This is a genomic window from Armatimonadota bacterium (assembly GCA_031459715.1).
GTDB lineage: Bacteria > Sysuimicrobiota > Sysuimicrobiia > Sysuimicrobiales > Humicultoraceae > Humicultor > Humicultor tengchongensis.
Window position 1 is genome coordinate 1 of sequence record JAVKIA010000020.1, and the last position, 19,855, is coordinate 19,855.

Consider the following 19,855-nt stretch of genomic DNA (forward strand, 5'->3'; position numbering starts at 1 on the left):
TTCTGGCTTCCTGCAGGCGCCGGGGGTACTGCGATGACAGAGCGGGCCTGCCATCTCTCGACTGGACGAGAGGGGGCCGAGCCTCTGCATCGCCCGTGGTAGGCCCCTCCGGATCCCTCAATACCATAACCGAACCCCGCTCCTTTGCCCCGCTGTTTCCTTCACCAGGCGTCGCGGTGAGAGGGTGCTGAGAGAGACGACGGTTATCCTTCCGGGCGACATCCTCAGGCAGAGAGGCTTCCACGCAGGTGCTCCGACGCCGGTCTGCAAGAGGGCAACAAGGCCCCCCGCGGGTGATTGCCGGTACGCTGTGGCTGCGCCAACCGCCTGCTCCCTCTGATGCCTGGGACCTGCTGGCCGTCCTTCGGTCGGCCGGTCCGGCCTATACCCCGATCTGGTTCAGGGCCACCGGGATGGCCACGGCCAGGGTAGTGGGGCGGCGGAGTGAGTCGCTGGTGGTGGAGTACCTGGCGCACGGCCATGAGATCGAGCTGCTGCGCCGGGCGGGCACCGTTCCCCGGCGCCTCCTCCACAGCGTCTTCGCGCACAGGCTGCCCTCCGTCCACCTCTACGGACCGGCACTGACCTCGCCGGCGGAGGCGCTGGCCTTTATCCACCTGGTGCGGGCGCTCAGCGATGTCCTGCACCCTCTGGCGGGCGTGTTCGATGAGCATGCCGGAGATGAGTGGAGTCACGCCAACGACAAAGGTGACGCGAACGTCGGAGGCCGCGCCAAGGCCAAAGACTACGGGAACGTTAGAGACCGCAAGAATAGCCCGGGTGCGCCCAGCCTCCCGGTGGACCGCAACTCTGCGGCCCACCCCGACCCGGGGGAGCGGCGGGTGCATGGCCTTCCCGCCTGGCTCACCCTGGTAGGAGGAGATCGGGTCACCGCGATCGGCGCCAGCCGCCTGCTCATGGCGCCGGTGTATCTGATTGACCCACTGGACGATGGGGGGCTCCTGATTGCCGCCACACCCTTGCCCCGGGAGGCGTGCGCAAACGCCGGCCGTCGGTCCGGGGCGCGGGCGCCGCTGCTCCCTGAGCAGGGGTGGTGGCCGGGGGCCCCCCTCCTCGGCGCGGAGGAGCTCCTCCCGGCCAGGTAGCGGCGTCCGGAGCCGCAGTCTGGGCGGCGGCCCCGGGGCCTGCTGCCGGTCGTCTCTCCTCGGTCGGACTCTTCTCCGCCGGCTCTCCGGTCCCTATTTTCCCCATTTTGTAGTCGCACGTGAGGTATCCCCCCACCGCTAGTGGTCAGCGCGTCGGCCGGTGGAGGGAGATGGCCGCCGGAGACCGGCGGGCGCAGATCCGCGCCGCATCGGGGTTTTCGCGCTCGATCCAAAAATTCGTGCGCCACCGGGAAGGACTTTGCGCCGAGGCGGAGAACGTGGGAGGTTAGTGGAGTAAAGTGGGGAATAGTGGGGATGCTCCGTGGCGAGTTCCGCTACACCCTGGACGAGAAGGGACGGGTCGTGCTCCCGCCTCCGTTCCGCCGCGAGCTGGGGGCGACGGTCATCGTCACGCGGGGGTTCGACCACTGCATCTGGGTGTACTCCAAGAAAGGGTGGGCGGGCGTAGAGAGGGTGCTGCGCGGGCTGCCACTGCGGGAGCGGGATTTTCAGCGCTTCCTCTTCGCCGCGGCGCGGGATGTGGAGGTGGACCGGCAGGGCCGGATCACCCTTCCGGAGACGCTGCGGGAGTATGCGGCGATCGACCGGGAAGTGGTGGTGACGGGCATGGGCACCCGCCTTGAGATCTGGAGCGAGGCGCGGTGGAAGGAGGTCGTGACCCGGATCCAGCGTCAGGCTGTGGAGATCGCGGAAAAGATCGACGTCAGCCTCTAGGCGCGGCCCGGGGCGGCACCCGGAGAGACGCGGTCCGGGGTGGGACCGCGGGGAATGCAGAAGGGCGGGGAGCAGGGGCAGAGGCGGATGGCCACGCACATCCCCGTCCTGCTGGAAGAGACGCTGGGCCTGCTGGCCCCCCGACCGGGCGGGACATATGTCGACGCCACGGTGGGGGCGGGCGGCCATGCCGAGGCCATCCTGGAGCGCATCGCTCCAGGAGGCCGGCTGATCGGGCTTGATCGCGACTCCGAGGCCCTGGCGGTGGCCCGGCAGCGGCTGGCGCGATTCGGCACTGCGGTGACGTTGGTGCACGCCAACTTCACCCGCCTACGTCAGGTCCTGGAGGAGCTGGGCTTGGAAGCGGTGGACGGAGTGGTCATGGACCTGGGGGTATCATCGCTGCAGCTCGGCGACCCGGCGCGGGGGTTCTCCTTCCAGGCGTCGGGTCCGCTGGACATGCGCATGGACCGCTCCGCAGGCGAGACGGCGGCGGAGCTGCTCAACCGGCTTCCGGAGGAGGAGGTGCGGCGGATCCTGCGGGAGTACGGAGAGGAACGGTGGGCGGGGCGTATCGCTCGGGCCATCGTCCGTGCCCGCCCGCTGCACACCACAACGGAGCTGGCGGACCTGGTGGCGCGGACCATCCCCCGCCGTCACCACCCGCGGAGGATTCACCCGGCCACGCGAACTTTCCTGGCGCTGCGCATCGCCGTAAATCACGAGCTGGACGACCTGAAGGACGCACTGCCAGACGTGGTGGAGGGCCTCAGGGAGGGAGGGCGACTCTGCGTAATCACCTTCCACTCCCTGGAAGACCGCACCGTAAAACACACCTTCCTGTGCCTCTCCCGTGAGTACCCCTCCGGACCTGGGCCCTCCACCCGCACGCTCTGCCGCAGGACGGTGGCGGCACCCCGGGTGCGCCTGCTGACGCGCCGCCCGGTGGTGCCCTCCGCGGAGGAAGTTGCACGCAATCCCCGCGCCCGGAGCGCCAAGCTGCGCGCCGTGGAGCGGGTCGGCCAGACGACGCACGGTTCATAGGTGAGGGCGGGTGCTCGGTCTTCGCGCCTCCATTCGCAGCATTGCATCAGACCTTCGGCCTGAGCACCTCCGGCAGCCGAGCGCCCGCCCGCTGTCCTCACACGCGTGCCCGGGCGGTGCAGCCATGATGGCTACGCAGCGCCGCGCCCGCGTCTACCCTGTGGTCGTGCCGGACCGGCGGCTGCGGGAGCGGCCCACCCCGCGCCGCCGGTTCCGGCGAAATCCGATGGCCGCAGCCATGGTGGTGGCGGCCCTGGCGATCCTTCCCGCGCTCCTCTACGTCTACCAGCGTACAGAGGCGGCGGCGACCGGTTACACCATCCTCCGACTCCAGCGCGAGCTCGCCCGTCTGGAGAGCGAGCACGCGCGCCTACAGGCCACCGTCTCCGTCCTGAGGTCGCCGCAGCGGATCGAGCGCATCGCCATGAGAGAGCTTGGCATGGTGCCGCCCCGCCAGCGCCAGCTCGCCGCCATCACCACGGCTCCGGCCGTCGTCGCCTCCCCGGCGCCGCCACGCTCCCTGGCTGAGCGCCTGGGAGCGTGGCTAGGGTTCGGCGAAGCCCAGGCACGCGAGCTGGAGCGATGACGCGACGCCCCACCGGGCGGTCGCGTCTGCGTCTGCAGCGCGCCCGGCCGCGTGCTGCCCCGTCCCCGCGACGTCCCCCTGTAACGGCCGCGCAGTTGCAGCAGGCCGTACGGCGTCGCATCCTGGTGCTCTTCGTCCTCCTCCTTTTCGCCCAGGGCCTGCTGCTTGGCCGCCTCATCTACATCCAGGGCACTCAGGCCGGGTACCTGCAGCGGCTGGCGCTCAACCAGCAGCTGGAAGCCTTTTCCCTGCCCAGCCAGCGTGGCCGGATCTTCGACCGTACCGGACGCCCCCTGGTGACCAACGTGGAAGCGGAGTCGGTCTTCGCCGTCCCCCGGGCCATCCCCGATGCGCGGGCCTTCGCCCGTCGTGTGGCGCCGCTGCTGCAGCTGGATCCGCAGGAGGTCGAGCGGAGGCTGGAACCCGGTCTGTACTTCGCGTGGCTGAGGCGCAAGGTCAGCCCCCAGATGGCAGCGGCGCTGCGCGCCCTGCGGCTGGAGGGACAGGTGGGGTTCCTGCGCGAGGAGCGGCGCGCCTATCCCAACGGTACGCTGGCCGCACACCTCCTGGGATTTGTCGGCGTGGACAATCAAGGGTTGGCCGGCGTGGAACTGGCCTACGATGCCACCCTGCGGGGACACCCGGGAAAGGTGGTGACGGGCCGGGATGCGGTGGGCCGACCTCTGGTGGAGACCCAGCGGCTGGCTGCACCCCCGATGGATGGGGCCGACCTGGTGCTGACCATTGACCAAGTGGTACAGCACATTGCCGAGCGGGAGCTGCAGAAGGGGGTGCAGGAAAGCGGCGCAGCGCGGGGCACGGTCCTGGCCATCGACCCGCGGACGGGGGAGGTGCTGGCGCTGGCGGCGGTGCCGTCCTTCGATCCGGGCGCCTTCCAGCGGGTCCCTCCCCAGCGCTGGGTCAACCGGCCTATCAGCGAGGTGTACGAGCCCGGGTCGACCTTCAAGGTGATCACGGTGGCCGCAGCCCTGGACGCGGGCCGGGTGACGCTGGCGGACCGGTTCGACTGTCCGCCCTTCCTGCAGGTGGGGGCGCACCGCATCCGTGACGTCCACCGGTCCTGCACCACGACCCAGACCCTGACCGACATCATCCGTCATTCATCCAACGTGGGGGCCGCTCAGGTGGCGGCCCGGCTGGGCAGGCAGACGTTTTACGACTACATCCGCCGCTTCGGCTTCGGCACGGCCACGGGCATTGACCTGCCCGGGGAAGCCCCCGGGATCATCCGCCCGCCCCAGGAGTGGCTGGGGCCGAGCCTGCAGACCATCGGCTTCGGGCAGGGGATCTCCGCCACGCCGCTGCAGCTGCTGGTGGCGGCCTCCGCGCTGGCCAACGGCGGCGTGCTGGTACGGCCGCACGTAGTACGCATGGTGCGTGACCGCGAGGGACGGTTGCTGCAGGCCGTAGGCACCCCTCCCGGACGTCGCGTCATCGCCGCGGAGGTGGCTGCGGCGGTGTTGAGAATGATGATCCGTGTGGTAGAGGACGGCACGGGGAAGCTGGCGGCCGTTCCGGGCTATGTGGTCGCGGGGAAGACGGGGACGGCGCAGATTCCGGCGCCGCAGGGCGGCTACTTCGCAGGCCGCTACATCAGCTCGTTCCTTGGGTTCGCTCCCGTTCCCCATCCCCGGCTGGCCGTCCTGGTGGTGCTGGAGGAGCCCCGGGGCGCCTACTTCGGGGGTGCCGTGGCCGCGCCGGTCTTCCGCGCCATCGTTGAGGCGGCGCTGTGGTACCTGCGCGTGCCGCCAAGCGCATCGGCGCCCCTCCCGCCGAGCGCGCCCTGACCGGGGCGTGCCGTGGTCGCGCGGCACCGGTCTATAATGGTCGGGTGAACCGGCCGCTGCTGGTCATCTTCCTGACCATCCTGGTCAACCTCATCGGCTTTGGCATCATCATCCCGCTGCTGCCCTTCTACAGCCAGGCGCTGGGCGCTTCGCCCCTGGTCATCGGGTTGCTGTTCGCCTCGTTCTCGCTGGCGCAACTGGTGGCCGGGCCCATCCTGGGGGACCTCTCCGACCGCTGGGGCCGCCGGCCGGTGCTGCTGCTCAGCCTGCTGGGGACAGCGGCCAGCTTCACCCTCCTGGCGGTGGCCCGCAGTGTCGCCGTGCTCTTCCTGGCGCGCATTGTCGACGGCCTCTCCGGGGGCAACATTTCCACCGCACGGGCCTATATCGGGGACATCACCCGAGAGGAGGACCGGGCGCGGGGGTTTGGGTTGATCGGCGCAGCCTTCGGGCTGGGGTTCATCCTGGGGCCGGCGCTGGCGGCAGGGCTGGGGCACATCGGTTACAGCGCCCCGGCGTGGGCTGCAGCGGCGCTGGCCCTTGGCGCGGCTGGCCTGGCCTGGCGCTGGCTTCCCGAGACGGTGCATCGGGTGGCGGCGGGTCGGGGCGCACCCTGGCGGGCCCTCCCCGGGCTGTTGCGCCATCCCCGCCTGGGTCCCCTCCTGTTCATCGATCTGACCTTCTGGTCCGCGCAGGCCATCTACCAGACGACTTTCGCCCTCTTCGGCGCCCGCCGGTTTGGCTTCGGCGTGCCCCAGACCGGAGCGCTGCTGGCCGGGGTGAGCGCACTCGGCGTGGTGGTGCAGGTGGGCTTCGTGGGTCCGGTGGTACGACTCCTGGGAGAGTGGCGGGCGCTGGCCCTGGGGCTCCTCCTGGCCGCTGTGGGCCTGGGTACCGCCGCGGCCAGTCACACGCTGGGAGTGCTCCTCCTGGGTCTGCTGCCCGCCGGAACGGGCATCGCTCTGGCGATCCCCTCGCTCACCAGCCTGCTCAGCCGCACCGCCGATCCCCAGACGCAGGGACGGGTGCAGGGGGTAGCCAGCGCGCTGGAGAGCCTGGGGCGCACCGTCGGTCCGGTCTGGGGTAACGGTACCCTGCAGGCGGCGGGGGAAGGGGCGGCTTTCGGCTCCGGTGCGGTGGTGATGGGCGCGCTCGCCGCCGCCGTCTGGGCCACCCAGCAGGCGGCGCGCCGCGAGCGGGCCCGGGCCTGGAGGTGAGTGCATGCTGTTCCTGACCTACGCCGGCGCCCAGGGGCCCCGCCTGGGCGTCCTGGTCGACGAGCTGGTCTACGATCTCCCGGCGCTGTACCGGCGCCTGGTGCGGCAAGAGGGGAAGACGCCGCAGGGGGCCATCCCCACCGACCTGGTGAGCTTCATCGAGCGCAGCTCGGTGGTGCTAGTACGGCGGCTGCTGGCGCTGGTCCGCGCATTGCCCCCAGCCAGCCGGCGCGCGCTGGCCCGCCCGCTGCGCGCGGTGACCCTGATGGCCCCCATCCCCCGGCCGCGCAAGAACATCTTCTGCGTCGGCCGCAATTACCCGGCGCACATCCGCGAAGCCGCAGTCCCTCCTCCCCAGCAGCCCGTGTGGTTCACCAAGCCGCCCACCGCTGTCATCGGGCCCTTCGCCCCCATCCTCTACCCTGCTGCCACCCGGGCCCTGGACTACGAGGTGGAGCTGGTAGTGGTGATAGGGCGGCGGGGGCGGAACATACCGCGGGAGCACGCGCTGGAGTACGTCTTCGGGTACACGGTGATGAACGACGTAACTGCCCGCGACCTGCAGCGTGAGCGCGGCCAGTGGTTCAAGGGCAAGAGCCTGGACACCTTCGCTCCCCTGGGCCCCTGGGTGGTGCACCGCTCGGCGCTGCCGCAACCGCAGCGGCTGATGGTGCGGGCGCGGGTCAACGGTGAGCTACGCCAGGAGGCCTCCACCGCCGAGATGATCTTTCCACTTGAGGCGCTGATTGCGGACCTCTCGCGGGGGATGACCCTGGAGCCCGGGGACCTGATCGCCACGGGCACACCGGGTGGCGTGGGGATGGGGTTTCAGCCGCCGCGCTACCTGCAGGTTGGCGACGTGGTAGAGGTTGAAGTGGAGGGTATCGGGGTTCTGCGCAACCCGGTGCAGGCGGCGCCGGGTCAGGCGGAGCGCATGGTGAGGGAGAAGCTGTGAAGAGTGTCCCCCTTTCCGCTCTCCTGGCCGCCCTCCCCGGGTGTACCGTCAGGGGGGATGTGCGGCGGACTATTACGGGGATCGCCTATCACTCCAACCGGGTGCAGCCCGGGTTTCTCTTTGCCGCCATCCACGGTACCCGCCACGACGGCCACGCATTCGTCCCGGAGGCCCTGCGCCGGGGTGCTGTTGCGTTGCTGGTGCAGCAGCCGGTGGCAGCGCCGCTTCAGGTTCCGCAGATACTGGTGGCCGACACCCGCGCCGCCCTGGGCGCGCTGGCCGCCGCCTTCTACGGCCACCCCGCGGAAGCGTTGACCGTCATTGGAGTCACCGGCACTAACGGCAAAGGGGTGACCACGTTCTTCATCGACGCGATCCTCAAGGGAGCCGGCTACCGCAGCGCCATCATCGGGACCATGGGAGCGTGGACCCCCGGGGGGTTCGTGGAGACCGACCGCACCACGCCGGAGGCGCCCGACCTGCAGCGCCTGCTGGCCGGCCTGCGCGACCAGGGGGTGACCCACGTGGCCATGGAGGTGGCCTCCCACGCGCTGGCGTTGCATCGGGTGCACGGGACCCGCTTCCGGGTCGCGGTCTTCACCAACCTGACACCCGACCACCTGGACTTCCACGGCACGTGGGAGGCCTACCTGGAGGCGAAGCGCCGGCTCTTTGCCCTGGTGGACCCCCGGGGGTGGAGCGTGATCAATGCCGACGATCCTGCGGGGGAGGAGATGGCCCGGGCCAGCCGGGCTCCGGTGCGCCGCTACGCCGGGCAACGCGGGTGGCTCTCTGCTCCTCCCGGGGTGGACCTGTGGGCGGAGGAAGTGGTGCTGGGCCTGGAGGGATGCACCTTCCGCGCCACCACATCGCAGGGCTCCTGTCCGGTCCGGCTGCCCATCGGCGGCGCCTTCAACGTGGCCAACGCCCTGGCCGCGCTGGCCACCGGGCTGGCCCTGGAGATCCCGCTGGAGGTCGGGGCGGCGGCGCTGGAGACGGTGCGCGGGGTCCCCGGTCGTTTCGAGCCGGTGCGGGAAGGGCAGGACTTCGCCGTCATCGTGGACTACGCCCACACGCCCGACGGCCTGGAGAACGTGCTGCGCACGGCGCGGCAGATCACGCGCGGAAGGGTCATTGTGGTGTTCGGCTGCGGCGGCGACCGCGACCGGGCCAAGCGGCCCCTGATGGGGCGGCTGGCCGCGGAGCTGGCGGACTTCGCCGTCGTCACCTCGGACAACCCGCGCAGCGAAGAGCCCCGGGCGATCATTGAGGAGATCCTCCAGGGCGTGCGGGCAACGGGAGAGGGGCTGCGCCGCGCCCGAGTGGCGGTTGAACCGGACCGCCGCGCGGCGATTCACTGCGCCGTCTCCACCGCCACCACGGGGGATGTGGTGATCATTGCGGGGAAGGGGCACGAAACCACCCAGGAGGTCCTGGGGGTGCGACACCCCTTCGACGACCGGGTCGTCGCCCGCGAGGCCCTGCGGGCCCGGCGGGGGTGCGCGGCGCCATGACCCGGCCGGTGACCCTCTCCCTGGCCGAGCTGGCGCGCGCTGTGGGGGCGCGTGTTTATCCTCCCGGGGTCGAGCGCGACCTGCAGGTCCGTACGGTGCGCGGGGTCTCCACCGACAGCCGCACCGTGCAGCCGGGCGACCTCTTTGTGGCCCTGCGCGGGCCCCGGACCGACGGCCACCGCTTCATCGGCGCTGCGGCGGCCCGCGGGGCGGTGGGGGTGGTGGCCGCAGTGCTCCCCGAGGAACCGAAGCCTGGGGTCCCGGTCCTGCTGGTCGGCGACACCCTGCGCGCCCTGGGGGCCATCGCCGCGCGCTACCGGCGGGAGCTGGCGGCACAGGTTGTCGGTGTCACCGGCAGCGTGGGCAAGACCACGGTGGTGGCGCTGGCGGCTGCGGTGCTGGCGCAGCGCTACCGGGTGGTATGCTCCCAGGAGACCTGGAACGCGGAGATCGGCGTCCCGCTTACCCTCCTGCGGGCCACGGGAGACACCGAGGTGGTGGTGGCGGAGATGGCGATGCGTGGCCTGGGGCAGATCCGCGAGCTCGTGGAGATGGCCAGACCGCGCATCGGCGTCGTCACCAACGTCGGGGAGACCCACCTGGGGCTGCTGGGATCCGTGGAGCGCATCGCCCGGGCCAAGGCCGAGCTGGTGGAAGGCCTGCCGCCGGAGGGCACCGCCGTCCTGAACGCCGACGATCCCTGGACTGGCTACCTGACCGCTCTGGCCCCCTGCCGCATCCTCCGGTTCGGACTGTCGCCGGAGGCAGAGGTGCGCGCGGAGCAGGTGGTGGCGGCCGGCCGGGGATGCACCTTCCGCCTGGTCGTGGGGACGGAGACCGCGGAGGTCCACCTGCCGCTGCCCGGGCGGCACAACGTGGGCAACGCTCTTGCGGCAGCAGCGGTCGGTACCGTCCTGGGTGTGCCCATCGATGCCCTGCGTGCTGGGCTGGAACGGGCCCCGCAGCCATCCCGGCGCCTGCAAGTGGAGGAGGTGGGGGATCTCCTCATCATCAACGATACCTACAACGCCAGCCCGCGCTCGGTGCGTGCCGCGCTGGAGGTTCTGGAAGGACTGGCGGGAGGGCGCCGCCGCGTGGCCATCCTGGGGGACATGCGGGAGCTGGGTGACGAATCGCCCCGCCTGCACCGGGAGATCGGTCTGGAGGCGGCTCGACGGGGAACGGCGCTGATCCTGACTGTCGGCCCCGAGGCCAGCGCGCTGGCGGAGGGCGCGCGGCAGGTGACGGGATCCGAGGTCTTCCACTTTCCCGACCGCGAGGCGGCGGTGGCACTCCTGCCTGCGCTGCTCCGCCCCGGTGACGTCATCCTGGTGAAGGGGTCGCGAGCGATGGCCCTGGAAGCGGTGGTGGAGGCGTTGCGCGACCTGGCGACCTCCCTGCTCCGAAGGTGACCGGCGTGGAGCGGGCGGCACTGGCCGCGGTCCTGGCCGCCGCGCTCGTCCTTCTGGGCGGACGCAGGGTGATCGCCGGGCTGGCCGCGTGGAACGTTCGCCAGGCCATCCGGGAAGACGCCCCGGCGCGTCACCGCGACAAGGCTGGGACGCCTACGCTCGGCGGGCTCCTGCTGGTGGGGGCGGCGGTCCTCGGCACGTTGGCGGCCGCCCCGCCCACGCCTGCGGTGGCGCTGGTGCTTCTGATGATGCTGGGATTCGGCGGTATCGGCCTGCTGGACGACGTCCTCAAGGTGCGCCGCGGACGCAACCTGGGCTTGCGCGCCCGGGAGCGCCTGGCCGCGCAGGGGCTGCTGGCCGCCGGGGCGGTCCTGTACGTGAGCCGCTTTGTGGCGGACGGGTCCACCCTGGCCCTCCCCTGGACGGGCAGGGTGGAGCTGGGGTGGATCTACGTGCCCTTCGGCATGGCCTTCATCCTGGGCTTCGTGAACGCGGTAAACCTGGCTGACGGGCTGGACGGGCTGGCGGCGGGCCTATGCGCCATCGCGGCTGGAGCCTACGCGGCCATCGCCTTTCACCTGAGGCAGCCCGGCCTGGGGCTGCTGGCGGCGGGCCTGGCCGGCGCGTGCATCGGGTTCCTCTGGTTCAACGCCCATCCCGCCCAGGTGTTCATGGGAGACGCGGGGAGCAACGCGCTGGGGGCGGGGCTGGCAGGACTGGCCATCCTGACGAAGACGGAGCTGGTGCTGGTCGTGGTCGGGGCGGTGTTTGTGGCCGAGGCGCTTTCCGTGCTGGCCCAGGTGGCCTACTTCAAGGCCACCGGCGGGCGGCGCATCTTCCGCATGAGCCCGCTGCACCACCATTTCGAGCTGGCCGGGTGGACGGAGCCTCAGACGGTGACCCGTTTCTGGCTGCTGGCCGTCCTGGCCGCGCTGGCGGGGCTGCTGGTAGTTTTCTGAGCGGTAGGCGGGACTGGTCGAGGAGGGAGAGGCAGGTGGACGCCCTTGGGCTGCGCGGGAAGGCCATCCACGTGATTGGGGCTGCGGGCACCGAGGGGTCTGCAGTGATCGACTTCCTGCTTTCCCACGGCGTCACCACCATCACCGGGCACGACCTCAGTGCGTCCTCCGAGCAATTTGCGGAGACCTTCTATCGGACGCACCAGTGGCTCCCTCCCGAGGGGCGGCAGGGGGCGCTGGCCCGATTTCTGGACTCCCCGGTGCGGATCCGCTACCGCGACGACTACCTGGCAGGGATCGAGGAGGCGGACCTGATAGTGGTACCACAGTCCTGGTTCCGCCATCCGGAGAATGCCCCCCTGCACGCGCTGCGGGCCCAGGGCGTGCCCTTCACCTCTATGACCCGCCTCTTCTTCCAGACCTGTCCCTGCCCCATCATCGGGGTTACCGGGACCAACGGCAAGTTCACCGTCGTCACCCTGATCTCTGAGATGTTGCGGGCGGCCGGGTGGACTGTCTTCTGCTCCGGCAACGACCGCAGCCACGTGCCCATGCTCTACTTCCTGGACCGGATCACCCCCCGGGCCTGGCTGGTGCTGGAGATCAGCAACCGGCAACTGGTGGACCTGGATCGCAGCCCGCACATCGGGGTCGTCACCAACGTGGTGCCCCATCACCTGGACGACCACGGGACCATGGAGGCGTACACGCAGGTGAAGGCCACGCTGATCCGCTACCAGGAGCACGGGGACCACGCCGTCCTGAACCGTGACAACCCGCTGACGGCGGCCATGGCCCAAGAGGCCCGCGGGCAGGTCTGGTGGTTCAGCGCCGGGGGAGCCGTGCCCCAGGGAGCGTACCTCGACGGAGAGGTGCTGCGGCTGGCCGGCGGGGGCGCGCCGGCGATCCTGCCGGCCGCCGAGCTTCTCCTCCCCGGGGGGGCCATGGTGGAGAACGCCCTGGCCGCCTGCGCCGCCGCGGCCATCATCGGCGTGCCCCCCGGGATCATGGCAGGCGTCCTGCGAGAGTTCCGCGGCCTCCCGTACCGGTTTCGCCGGGTGGGGGAGTACCGCGGGATCGCCTTCTACGAGGACTCGCTGGCGACCAACCCCACGGCTGCGGCTGCGGCCATCCGCAGCCTGGACCGGCCCTTCTTCCTCATCGCCGGGGGCTTCCGCCGGGGCGCCGTCCCCGAGGACTTCCGGCCCATGACCGATGCGCTCGTTGCCTCAGGGCGCTGCCGCGCGGTCTTCCTCATTGGCTCCACGGCCCGGGCGCTGGCCTACGCGGTGGAAGCGCTTCCTCCGCCGCGTCCGCCCGCGGTCATTGCCGGAACGCTGGAGGCGGCGATGGCGGAAGCGGCACGTCTGGCCCGGCCCGGGGAGGCGGTCCTGCTCTCTCCGGGGTGTGAGTCCTTCGACCAGTTCGCCGACTACCGCCAGCGGGGGGACCGCTTCCGCGCCCTGGCGGAGGAGTTTGCCACGGCCGGGGCCAAGTAAGCACCAACTGAATACCGCTGACCTCTCATGGACGCCGTACCGCGCCGTTTCCCGGACGTCTACCTCTTCTCCGCCACCGTCGCCCTGATCGGTATGGGTATCGTCATGATCTACAGCTCCAGTGCCATCGTCGCTCTGGAGTGGTTCGGGGACCCTGCTTTCTTTCTGAAGCGGCAGCTGCTGTGGGCTGCTCTGGGGCTGGGCGCCATGTACGTGACGCTGACCGTCCACTACCCGCGCCTGCGGCAGCTAACCCCGGGGCTGCTGCTTGTGGGGTTGCTGGCTCTGGCGGTGGTGTTGCTTCCGGGGGTGGGGCGGGAAGCGGGCGGAGCGCGGCGCTGGCTGGTGCTGGGGCCGGCGACCTTCCAGCCGGCGGAGGCGGCCAAGCTCATCCTCATCCTCTACCTGGCCAGCTATCTGGACACCCGGGGGGCCGCCATCCGTCAGTTCCGCGTCCTGCGCCCCCCGGTTCTGGTCACAGCCACGCTGTTCCTCCTTGTGGCTGCCCAGCCCGACATGGGGACAGCCCTGCTCCTGGTGGGGATCGCCGGTGCGATGCTCTTCGTAGGGGGCGCCAGCCTGTGGCACCTGGGAGGCGCATTTCTGGCCGGGCTCCCCGTCCTGGCGGCCGTGACCGTGCTGGAGCCCTACCGCGTGCGCCGGCTCATGGCCTTCCTCAATCCCTGGCGTGACCCCCGAGGGAGCGGCTTCCACGTCATCCAGTCGCTTCTGGCGTTGGGGTCGGGTGGGCTCCTGGGAGTGGGACTAGGTGCGAGCCGGCAGAAGTACTTCTACCTCCCGGAGCGGCACACCGACTTCGTCTTTGCCATCCTGGGGGAGGAGCTGGGACTAGTGGGGGCGGCGGCGGTGATTGGCCTGTTTGCTTTCATCGCCTACAGGGGGCTGCGCATCGCCCGCTCGGCACCGGACCGGTACGGGGCGCTGCTCGCCGCCGGGATTACCACCAGCATCGTAGGGCAGGCAGCGGCCAACATCGGGGTGACGGCGGGAATCCTCCCGGTCACTGGCGTCCCTCTGCCGTTTGTAAGCTTTGGCGGCTCCTCTCTGCTGATGACCTGCCTGGGGGCGGGGATCCTGTTGAACATCTCCCAGTACGGTGCCCGTCGCAGCCCGAAGGCGCTCCCATGGCATCCGGCCAGGGAGGTGGAGTGAGTGGGCACCGCGGGGGACCTGCGGCTGGTCATCGCTGGCGGGGGGACGGGAGGTCACCTCTACCCGGGGATCGCCGTGGCCGAGGTGGCACAGGCACGCCTTGCCGCCCGGATCCTGTTCATGGGCGGGGCGCGGCTGGAGGCGCGCGTGCTGGGCCCGGCCGGGTGGGCCTTCGTCCGGGTGGCCTCCCGCCCGCTGCCGCGGCGGGTGGGCCCCGCTGCTATCTGGTCGCTGGGGGTGAACGCTGCGGGGACGCTGCAGGCACTTGGCCGCCTGCGGCGCTTTTCGCCGGATGCGGTGCTGGCCACCGGCGGGTACGCCGCCGCTCCCGTAGGCCTGGCGGCGCTTCTCCTAGGCATCCCCCTGGTGCTGCAGGAGCAGAACATGCTCCCCGGCCTGGTCAACACCTGGCTTGCCCGCTGGGCCAGGGCAATTTCCGTCCCGGCCCAGGTGCCCGGATTCCCCGCGGGCCGCACCGTCGTCACCGGCGTGCCCGTGCGTCCCAGCGTCCTGCGTGGAGAGCGGGACCGCGCCCGGCGCAGGTTTGGCCTCGACTCCGGGCGCTTTACCGTCCTGGTGCTGGGTGGCAGTCAGGGGGCGGTGCGCCTCAACCGCGCGGTGGGCGAGGCCGCTACGCTGATGATGTACGAGCCGATCCAGATCCTGCACCAGACGGGCGGCGACCACCTGGAGTGGGTGCGACGGGAGATCGGGCACCGAGAGCACGTGGGCCCCCCGGTCATCCGGCAGATCCCCCTGGCGTTCATCGAGGAGATGGGCGACGCCTACGCCGCCGCTGACCTGGTGGTCTGCCGGGCGGGCGCCTCCACCCTGGCCGAGGTCACGGCCTGGGGGCTGCCCGCCATCGTGGTCCCTTATCCCCATGCAGCGGGCCGGCACCAGGACGCCAACGCCAGCCGGCTGGCCGCGGCAGGCGCGGCCGAGGTCATTCCTGATGCAGAGCTGACGGGGCTGCGCCTGCAGGAGCACATCCGTGGGCTGGTCCACGACAGGGTGCGCCTGCGGGCCATGGCGGAAGCCAGCCGTCGCCTGGGCCGTCCCGCCGCCGCGGCCCGCGTCCTCGACCTCCTGCTGGCCGCCACGGGACGGTCGCCGCTTGAGCCTGCCGCTTCCTCAGGGGCCCCGGGGTCCTCCGGCAGGCGCTCCGGGCGGGTGCTGCCAGCGACGCGGCTGCCCGGGTAACCCTGGTGGGTGCCGTGCGTCAGGTGGGCAAGACCGCATGATCGACGAGCAGCAGCACGTCCACTTCGTGGGCATCGGCGGTACGGGGATGAGCGCCCTGGCCGAGGTGTTGCTGGCACGCGGCGCCGCCGTCTCCGGATGTGACATCCGGGCCTCCGAGGCTACCCGGCGACTGCAGGCCCGTGGAGCGGTGGTGCGCATCGGCCACAGCCCCGCTCACCTGCAGGGGGTGGACCTGGTAGTGGCTTCGCGGGCGGTGCGGGCGGAGAGCGTGGAGCTCCTGGCGGCGCAGGGGCGCGGCCTCCCGGTCTGGCACCGCGCTGAGCTGCTCGGCCGCCTGATGCGTGACGCCCGCTCCATCGCGGTGGCCGGGACGCACGGCAAGACCACCACCACGGCCATGGCGGCGGCGGTGCTGGTCGCCGGCGGTCTGGACCCCACTGCGCTGATCGGCGCCGACGTGGTGACGCTTGGGGGCAACGCGCGGGTGGGCACCTCGCCCTGGATGGTGGCGGAGGTGGACGAGAGCGACGGCTCGCTGCTCCACGTGGCGCCGTGGGCGGCGGTGGTGACCAGCCTGGACCTCACCGACCACGCCGACTTCTACGGGTCGCCCGAGCACCTGGAGCGGACCTTCCGCCGGTTCCTGGAGGGGATCAAGGCGGACGGCTTCGCCGTGATCAGCGCCGACCACCCCATCGCCGCCCGCATGGCCTCGGTGCCGCGCGTCCCGGTGGTCACCTACGGGCTGGGAGGAGGAGCCGAGCTGGCGGCGGAGGTTGAGGAGCTGCGCGGCCCGGCCAGCCGCGCCGTGCTGCGGCGCCGGGGAAGACGGTTGGGCAGGCTGAGCCTGCAGGTCCCCGGGCGGTACAACGTGGCCAACGCCCTGGGGGCCGTGGCGGTGGGCCTGCAGGTGGGCGTTTCCTTCCACACCATCGCTGCGGCGCTGGCCGCCTTTCGCGGCGTGCACCGCCGCTTCGAGATCCGCGGGGAAGCGGACGGCGTCCTGGTCGTGGACGACTACGCCCACAACCCGGTGAAGGTGGCGGCCGTGCTGCGGGCGGCCCGGGAGTGCTGGCCGGGACGGCGGGTGGTGGCCCTCTTCCAGCCGCACCGCTACACGCGGACGCGGGCCACCTACGCGCAGTTCGCCGATGCCTTCCGCGACGCCGACCAGGTGGTGATCACGGAGATTTACCCCGCCGACGAGGAGCCCATCCCCGGAGTCAGCGCCGCCCTGATCGTGGACGCGGTGCGGCGGCACCGGCCCGTGGACTTCGTCCCGTCAGCGGAGGAGGCGGTCGAGCAGGTTGCGCGACGCGCCCGGCCCGGCGACCTGGTGCTGACGATGGGCGCGGGGGACATCGGGACGGCGGCGGACCGCCTTCTGGAGCGGCTGCGCGCCCGGGTGTGGCCGTGACGCGACCAGGCACGGTCACTCTCGAAGCGGAGCTGCGGCAGCGGGCGAGGGATGTGCGTCCCGGCGAGCCCCTGTGGAAGCATGTCTCCATGCGCATCGGTGGCCCGGCCGACCTCCTGGTGATCCCCCGTAGCCTGGAAGAGCTGCGGGAGGTGGCCACGTTCCTCTTCGCTCGCGGAGTCCCCTTCGTCACCCTGGGGCAGGGATCCAACGTCCTGGTGGCGGACGCGGGGGTGCGCGGGGTCGTCATCAAGGTGGGAAAGGGGGTCGACGGGGTCCGATTTGCCGGGGCGCAGGTGGAGGCTGAGGCCGGTCACGGGCTGCCGCACCTGGCGCAGGCGGCGGCGCGGCGCGGCCTCGCCGGCCTGGAGTTCGCCGCTGGCATTCCCGCCTCGGTGGGCGGAGCGGTAGTGATGAACGCCGGAGCCCACGGGCATGCCATGAGCGAGGTCGTGGAGCGGGTACGGGTGGTGAGCCCCCGGGGAGAGGAGATGCTGTCTGCTGCCGAGCTGGGGTACGCCTACCGGACCTCGGTGCTGCAGCATCGCCCGGCGGTGGTGCTGGAGGCGCAGCTGCGGCTGACCCCGGCTCCGGCCGCCGAGGTACAGCGGCGCATGGACGCCTGGCTGGCACAGCGCAGCGCCACCCAACCCATCGGCCCACCCAGTTCCGGGTGCGTCTTCCGTAACCCTGAGGGAGACCACGCCGGACGGCTGATCGACGCCGCCGGGGCGAAGGGTCTGGCCGTGGGCGACGCGGTGGTCTCACAGGTCCACGCCAACTACATCGTCAACCGTCACCGAGCCACCGCTGCTCAGGTGCTGGCGCTGATCGAGCAGGTGCGGGAGCGCGTACGCCGCTGCGCCGGCGTGGAGCTGGAGCTGGAGATCAGGTTGCTGGGGGAGTTCTAACCTGCGTTTCGTCCTGCTGATGATCGGCCTCCTGGTGGCGGCCAGCCTGCCCGGCTCGGCCCTGTTCACGCTGCGGCACATTGAGGTGGAAGGCGCGCAGCGGCTTTCCGCTGACGCGGTGCGCGCTGCCTCCGGGCTGGTGCCGGGTTCGCGCTCCATCTTCACCGTCGACGCCCAGGAGGTGGCGGAGCGGCTGGCGCGCCACCCCTGGATCGCCGCGGCGCGGGTCCGCGCCCGCCCGCCGCATGGGATCCTCATCCAGATCCGCGAACGGACCCCCGTCGCCGCCGTCCCCGCTGCATCCGGCTACGCCGTCGTGGATGCTGCCGGCGTGGTGCTGGAGGTGCGGGCGTCGCGTCCGGAGCTGCTGTTGGTCTCCGAGCGGGGCAGCACGCCTCCCTGGGTTGCCCCGGGAGAGGAGATCCCCTCGGCGGCGGTGCGCGCCGGGCTGCGCCTGCTTCCCCACCTGCCGCAGGGCCTGCGTGACCTGGTGGCACACCTGCAGGTGACGCGGAGGCAGGAGGTCTTCCTGTATACGGTGGACGGCCTGGAGGTCCGCGCCGGACCCCTGCGCGGGCTGCGGCAGCGCCTGGCCGACAGCCCAGAAATCCTGCGCACGCTTCGGGCGGGATGGCAAGACCTGGAGTACGTCGACCTGAGCCTGCCCGATCAGGCCTTCGTCAAGCCGCGCCGCGCGCCCTGAGGTGTGGGCGTACCTCCCGGAGGGGCACACCGGGCGCTTGCCCACTGGGTAGAGGACCAGTTTGCCTGGACGGCGTCGCGGCGGAGCCAGCCGGGGAGGAGGAGGCGCCGCAGGAGAGAGGAGGAGTCGCCGGAGGAAGCGTTGAAGTAAAATTTGATCGACGCCCCAGGGGCGTCGGGGCGACATCGTGCCCATCCGGGGCGGGGAGGGGCCCGGCCCGGAGACGACGGACCTGATACGGACCTGGAGTCGCACCTGTGCCGAAGAAGGGCCTGGTCGCTGGTCTCGATATTGGCACCACCAAGGTCTGCGCTCTTGCAGGCGAGGTGGATGAAGAGGGAGAGGTCCGCATCGTGGGGATGGGGACCTCTCCCTCTTTGGGCCTGCGCAAAGGCGTCGTCGTCGACCTGGACGCCACCATCAAGGCCATCGAGGAGGCGGTGGAGCGCGCGGAGCGCATGGCTGGTGCCCGCTTAAGCGCCGCCTTCGTCTCCGTCTCAGGGGAACATATCGCCTCGGCCAACTCCCGCGGCATTGTCGCCGTCGCCCGCAGCGACCACGAGATCGAGGCGGGAGACGTCACCCGGGTGGTGGAGGCGGCGCGGATGAACGCGCTGCCTCCCTCCGACCGCGACCTGATCCACCTGTTGCCGCGGGACTTCGTCGTGGACGGCCAGGACGGCGTGCGCAACCCCGTGGGCATGTTTGGTGCCCGGCTCGAGGTTGAGGCGCACATCGTCACGGGCCTGGCCACGATCTTGGCCAACGTGGCCAAGTGTGTGCAGGAAGCCAGCCTGGAGGTGGAGGCGCTGGTCCTGGAGCCGCTGGCCTCAGCGGAGGCGGTCCTCACCCCCGCCGAGCGGGAGCTGGGAACCGTGCTGGCGGACATCGGCGGGGGCACCACCAGCATCGGCGTCTTCGTTGGCGGGGGACTCTGTCACAGCGCCATCCTCCCGGTGGGGGGGACCCACCTGACCAACGACATTGCCGTCGGCCTGCGCACGCCCATCAGCGAGGCGGAGAAGCTGAAGGTCCGCACTGGCGCTGCCTCACCGCACATGGCGGCCGAGGGGGAGCTGATCGAGGTGGTGACCGTGGGAGACCGAACCCCGCGGATCCTGCCTCGGCGCCTGCTCTGCGAGATCATCGAGCCGCGGGTGGCGGAGATCATGGGCCTGCTGCGGGCGGAGCTGCGGCGCAGCGGCTACGCCCACCTGGTGCCGGGGGGCGTGGTGCTCACCGGCGGCACCGCGCTGCTGGCGGGGATCGCCCCGTATGCCGCCGAGGCTCTGGAGCTGCCAGCGCGGGTCGGCGCGCCGGAGCACGTCAGCGGGGTGACGGAGGCGGTGCACAGCCCCATATACAGCACGGCGGTGGGGCTGGTGCAGATCGGGGCGCGGGAGCGCAGCGGAATGCGTCTACTGCGGCAGGGCAACGGGAGCAGAGGGGCCATGGGGTGGCTGCGCGGCATCTTTCGCGCCGTCCTCCAGGGCGCCTAGGGCCAGAGACCGAGGAGTGCCCGGGGCCCCCGGACCCACCTCGCCCGCTCCCGAGGGGAGTGTGGCGGGGGACCACGGGCAGCGCGGTAGCCAATTCGCGGGGTGGGCTGG

Annotated in this window: 17 protein-coding genes; all 17 read left to right on the forward strand. The window is 71.4% G+C overall.

Annotation, left to right across the window (positions count from 1 at the left end; translation table 11 throughout):
* Positions 1–413: 413 nt before the first annotated feature.
* The 17 genes from QN152_08585 to ftsA all read left to right on the forward strand — a co-directional run bounded on the left by QN152_08585 (position 414) and on the right by ftsA (position 19,744).
* On the forward strand, positions 414–1,106 hold the full coding sequence (locus QN152_08585) for a hypothetical protein (GenBank protein ID MDR7539566.1): 693 nt from the start codon (positions 414–416) through the stop codon (positions 1,104–1,106).
* Positions 1,107–1,421: 315 nt separating this feature from the next.
* Positions 1,422–1,841, forward strand: a complete 420-nt coding sequence (mraZ, locus tag QN152_08590; GenBank protein MDR7539567.1) for a division/cell wall cluster transcriptional repressor MraZ — start codon at positions 1,422–1,424, stop codon at positions 1,839–1,841.
* Positions 1,842–1,928: 87 nt separating this feature from the next.
* Positions 1,929–2,885: a 16S rRNA (cytosine(1402)-N(4))-methyltransferase RsmH gene (rsmH, locus tag QN152_08595; protein ID MDR7539568.1), complete on the forward strand. Its 957-nt coding sequence runs from the start codon at positions 1,929–1,931 to the stop codon at positions 2,883–2,885.
* A 124-nt stretch (positions 2,886–3,009) separates the two neighbouring features.
* On the forward strand, positions 3,010–3,471 hold the full coding sequence (locus QN152_08600; GenBank protein MDR7539569.1) for a cell division protein FtsL: 462 nt from the start codon (positions 3,010–3,012) through the stop codon (positions 3,469–3,471).
* A complete protein-coding gene (locus QN152_08605) occupies positions 3,468–5,279 on the forward strand; it encodes a penicillin-binding protein 2 (protein ID MDR7539570.1) in 1,812 nt (603 codons plus the stop codon). Before QN152_08600 ends, QN152_08605 begins: the two co-directional genes overlap by 4 nt.
* Positions 5,222–6,496 (forward strand): MFS transporter, encoded by a 1,275-nt coding sequence (locus QN152_08610; protein ID MDR7539571.1) that lies wholly within the window; start codon positions 5,222–5,224, stop codon positions 6,494–6,496. The genes QN152_08605 and QN152_08610 overlap by 58 nt, the downstream gene beginning before the upstream one ends.
* A gap of 4 nt (positions 6,497–6,500) precedes the next feature.
* Positions 6,501–7,451 (forward strand): fumarylacetoacetate hydrolase family protein, encoded by a 951-nt coding sequence (locus tag QN152_08615; protein MDR7539572.1) that lies wholly within the window; start codon positions 6,501–6,503, stop codon positions 7,449–7,451.
* Positions 7,448–8,965: a UDP-N-acetylmuramoyl-L-alanyl-D-glutamate--2,6-diaminopimelate ligase gene (locus QN152_08620; GenBank protein ID MDR7539573.1), complete on the forward strand. Its 1,518-nt coding sequence runs from the start codon at positions 7,448–7,450 to the stop codon at positions 8,963–8,965. The genes QN152_08615 and QN152_08620 overlap by 4 nt, the downstream gene beginning before the upstream one ends.
* A complete protein-coding gene (murF, locus tag QN152_08625) occupies positions 8,962–10,377 on the forward strand; it encodes a UDP-N-acetylmuramoyl-tripeptide--D-alanyl-D-alanine ligase (protein MDR7539574.1) in 1,416 nt (471 codons plus the stop codon). The genes QN152_08620 and murF overlap by 4 nt, the downstream gene beginning before the upstream one ends.
* 5 nt (positions 10,378–10,382) lie before the next feature.
* Positions 10,383–11,336 carry a phospho-N-acetylmuramoyl-pentapeptide-transferase gene (gene mraY, locus QN152_08630; protein ID MDR7539575.1) on the forward strand — a complete coding sequence of 318 codons (954 nt, stop codon included), beginning with the start codon at positions 10,383–10,385 and terminating at the stop codon, positions 11,334–11,336.
* 35 nt (positions 11,337–11,371) lie between these two features.
* Positions 11,372–12,835 (forward strand): UDP-N-acetylmuramoyl-L-alanine--D-glutamate ligase, encoded by a 1,464-nt coding sequence (murD, locus tag QN152_08635; protein MDR7539576.1) that lies wholly within the window; start codon positions 11,372–11,374, stop codon positions 12,833–12,835.
* Positions 12,836–12,862: 27 nt separating this feature from the next.
* Positions 12,863–14,008 (forward strand): putative lipid II flippase FtsW, encoded by a 1,146-nt coding sequence (ftsW, locus tag QN152_08640; protein ID MDR7539577.1) that lies wholly within the window; start codon positions 12,863–12,865, stop codon positions 14,006–14,008.
* Positions 14,009–15,211, forward strand: a complete 1,203-nt coding sequence (murG, locus tag QN152_08645) for an undecaprenyldiphospho-muramoylpentapeptide beta-N-acetylglucosaminyltransferase (protein ID MDR7539578.1) — start codon at positions 14,009–14,011, stop codon at positions 15,209–15,211.
* Positions 15,212–15,248: 37 nt separating this feature from the next.
* Positions 15,249–16,631, forward strand: a complete 1,383-nt coding sequence (gene murC / locus QN152_08650) for a UDP-N-acetylmuramate--L-alanine ligase (GenBank protein ID MDR7539579.1) — start codon at positions 15,249–15,251, stop codon at positions 16,629–16,631.
* Positions 16,628–17,542: a UDP-N-acetylmuramate dehydrogenase gene (murB, locus tag QN152_08655; GenBank protein MDR7539580.1), complete on the forward strand. Its 915-nt coding sequence runs from the start codon at positions 16,628–16,630 to the stop codon at positions 17,540–17,542. Before murC ends, murB begins: the two co-directional genes overlap by 4 nt.
* A gap of 19 nt (positions 17,543–17,561) precedes the next feature.
* Entirely contained in the window at positions 17,562–18,245 is a 684-nt protein-coding gene (locus tag QN152_08660; protein ID MDR7539581.1) for an FtsQ-type POTRA domain-containing protein, read from the forward strand.
* 257 nt (positions 18,246–18,502) lie between these two features.
* The gene (ftsA, locus tag QN152_08665; protein MDR7539582.1) at positions 18,503–19,744 is read left to right on the forward strand and encodes a cell division protein FtsA; all 1,242 of its coding nucleotides are present in this window, start codon (positions 18,503–18,505) and stop codon (positions 19,742–19,744) included.
* Positions 19,745–19,855 lie beyond the last annotated feature (111 nt).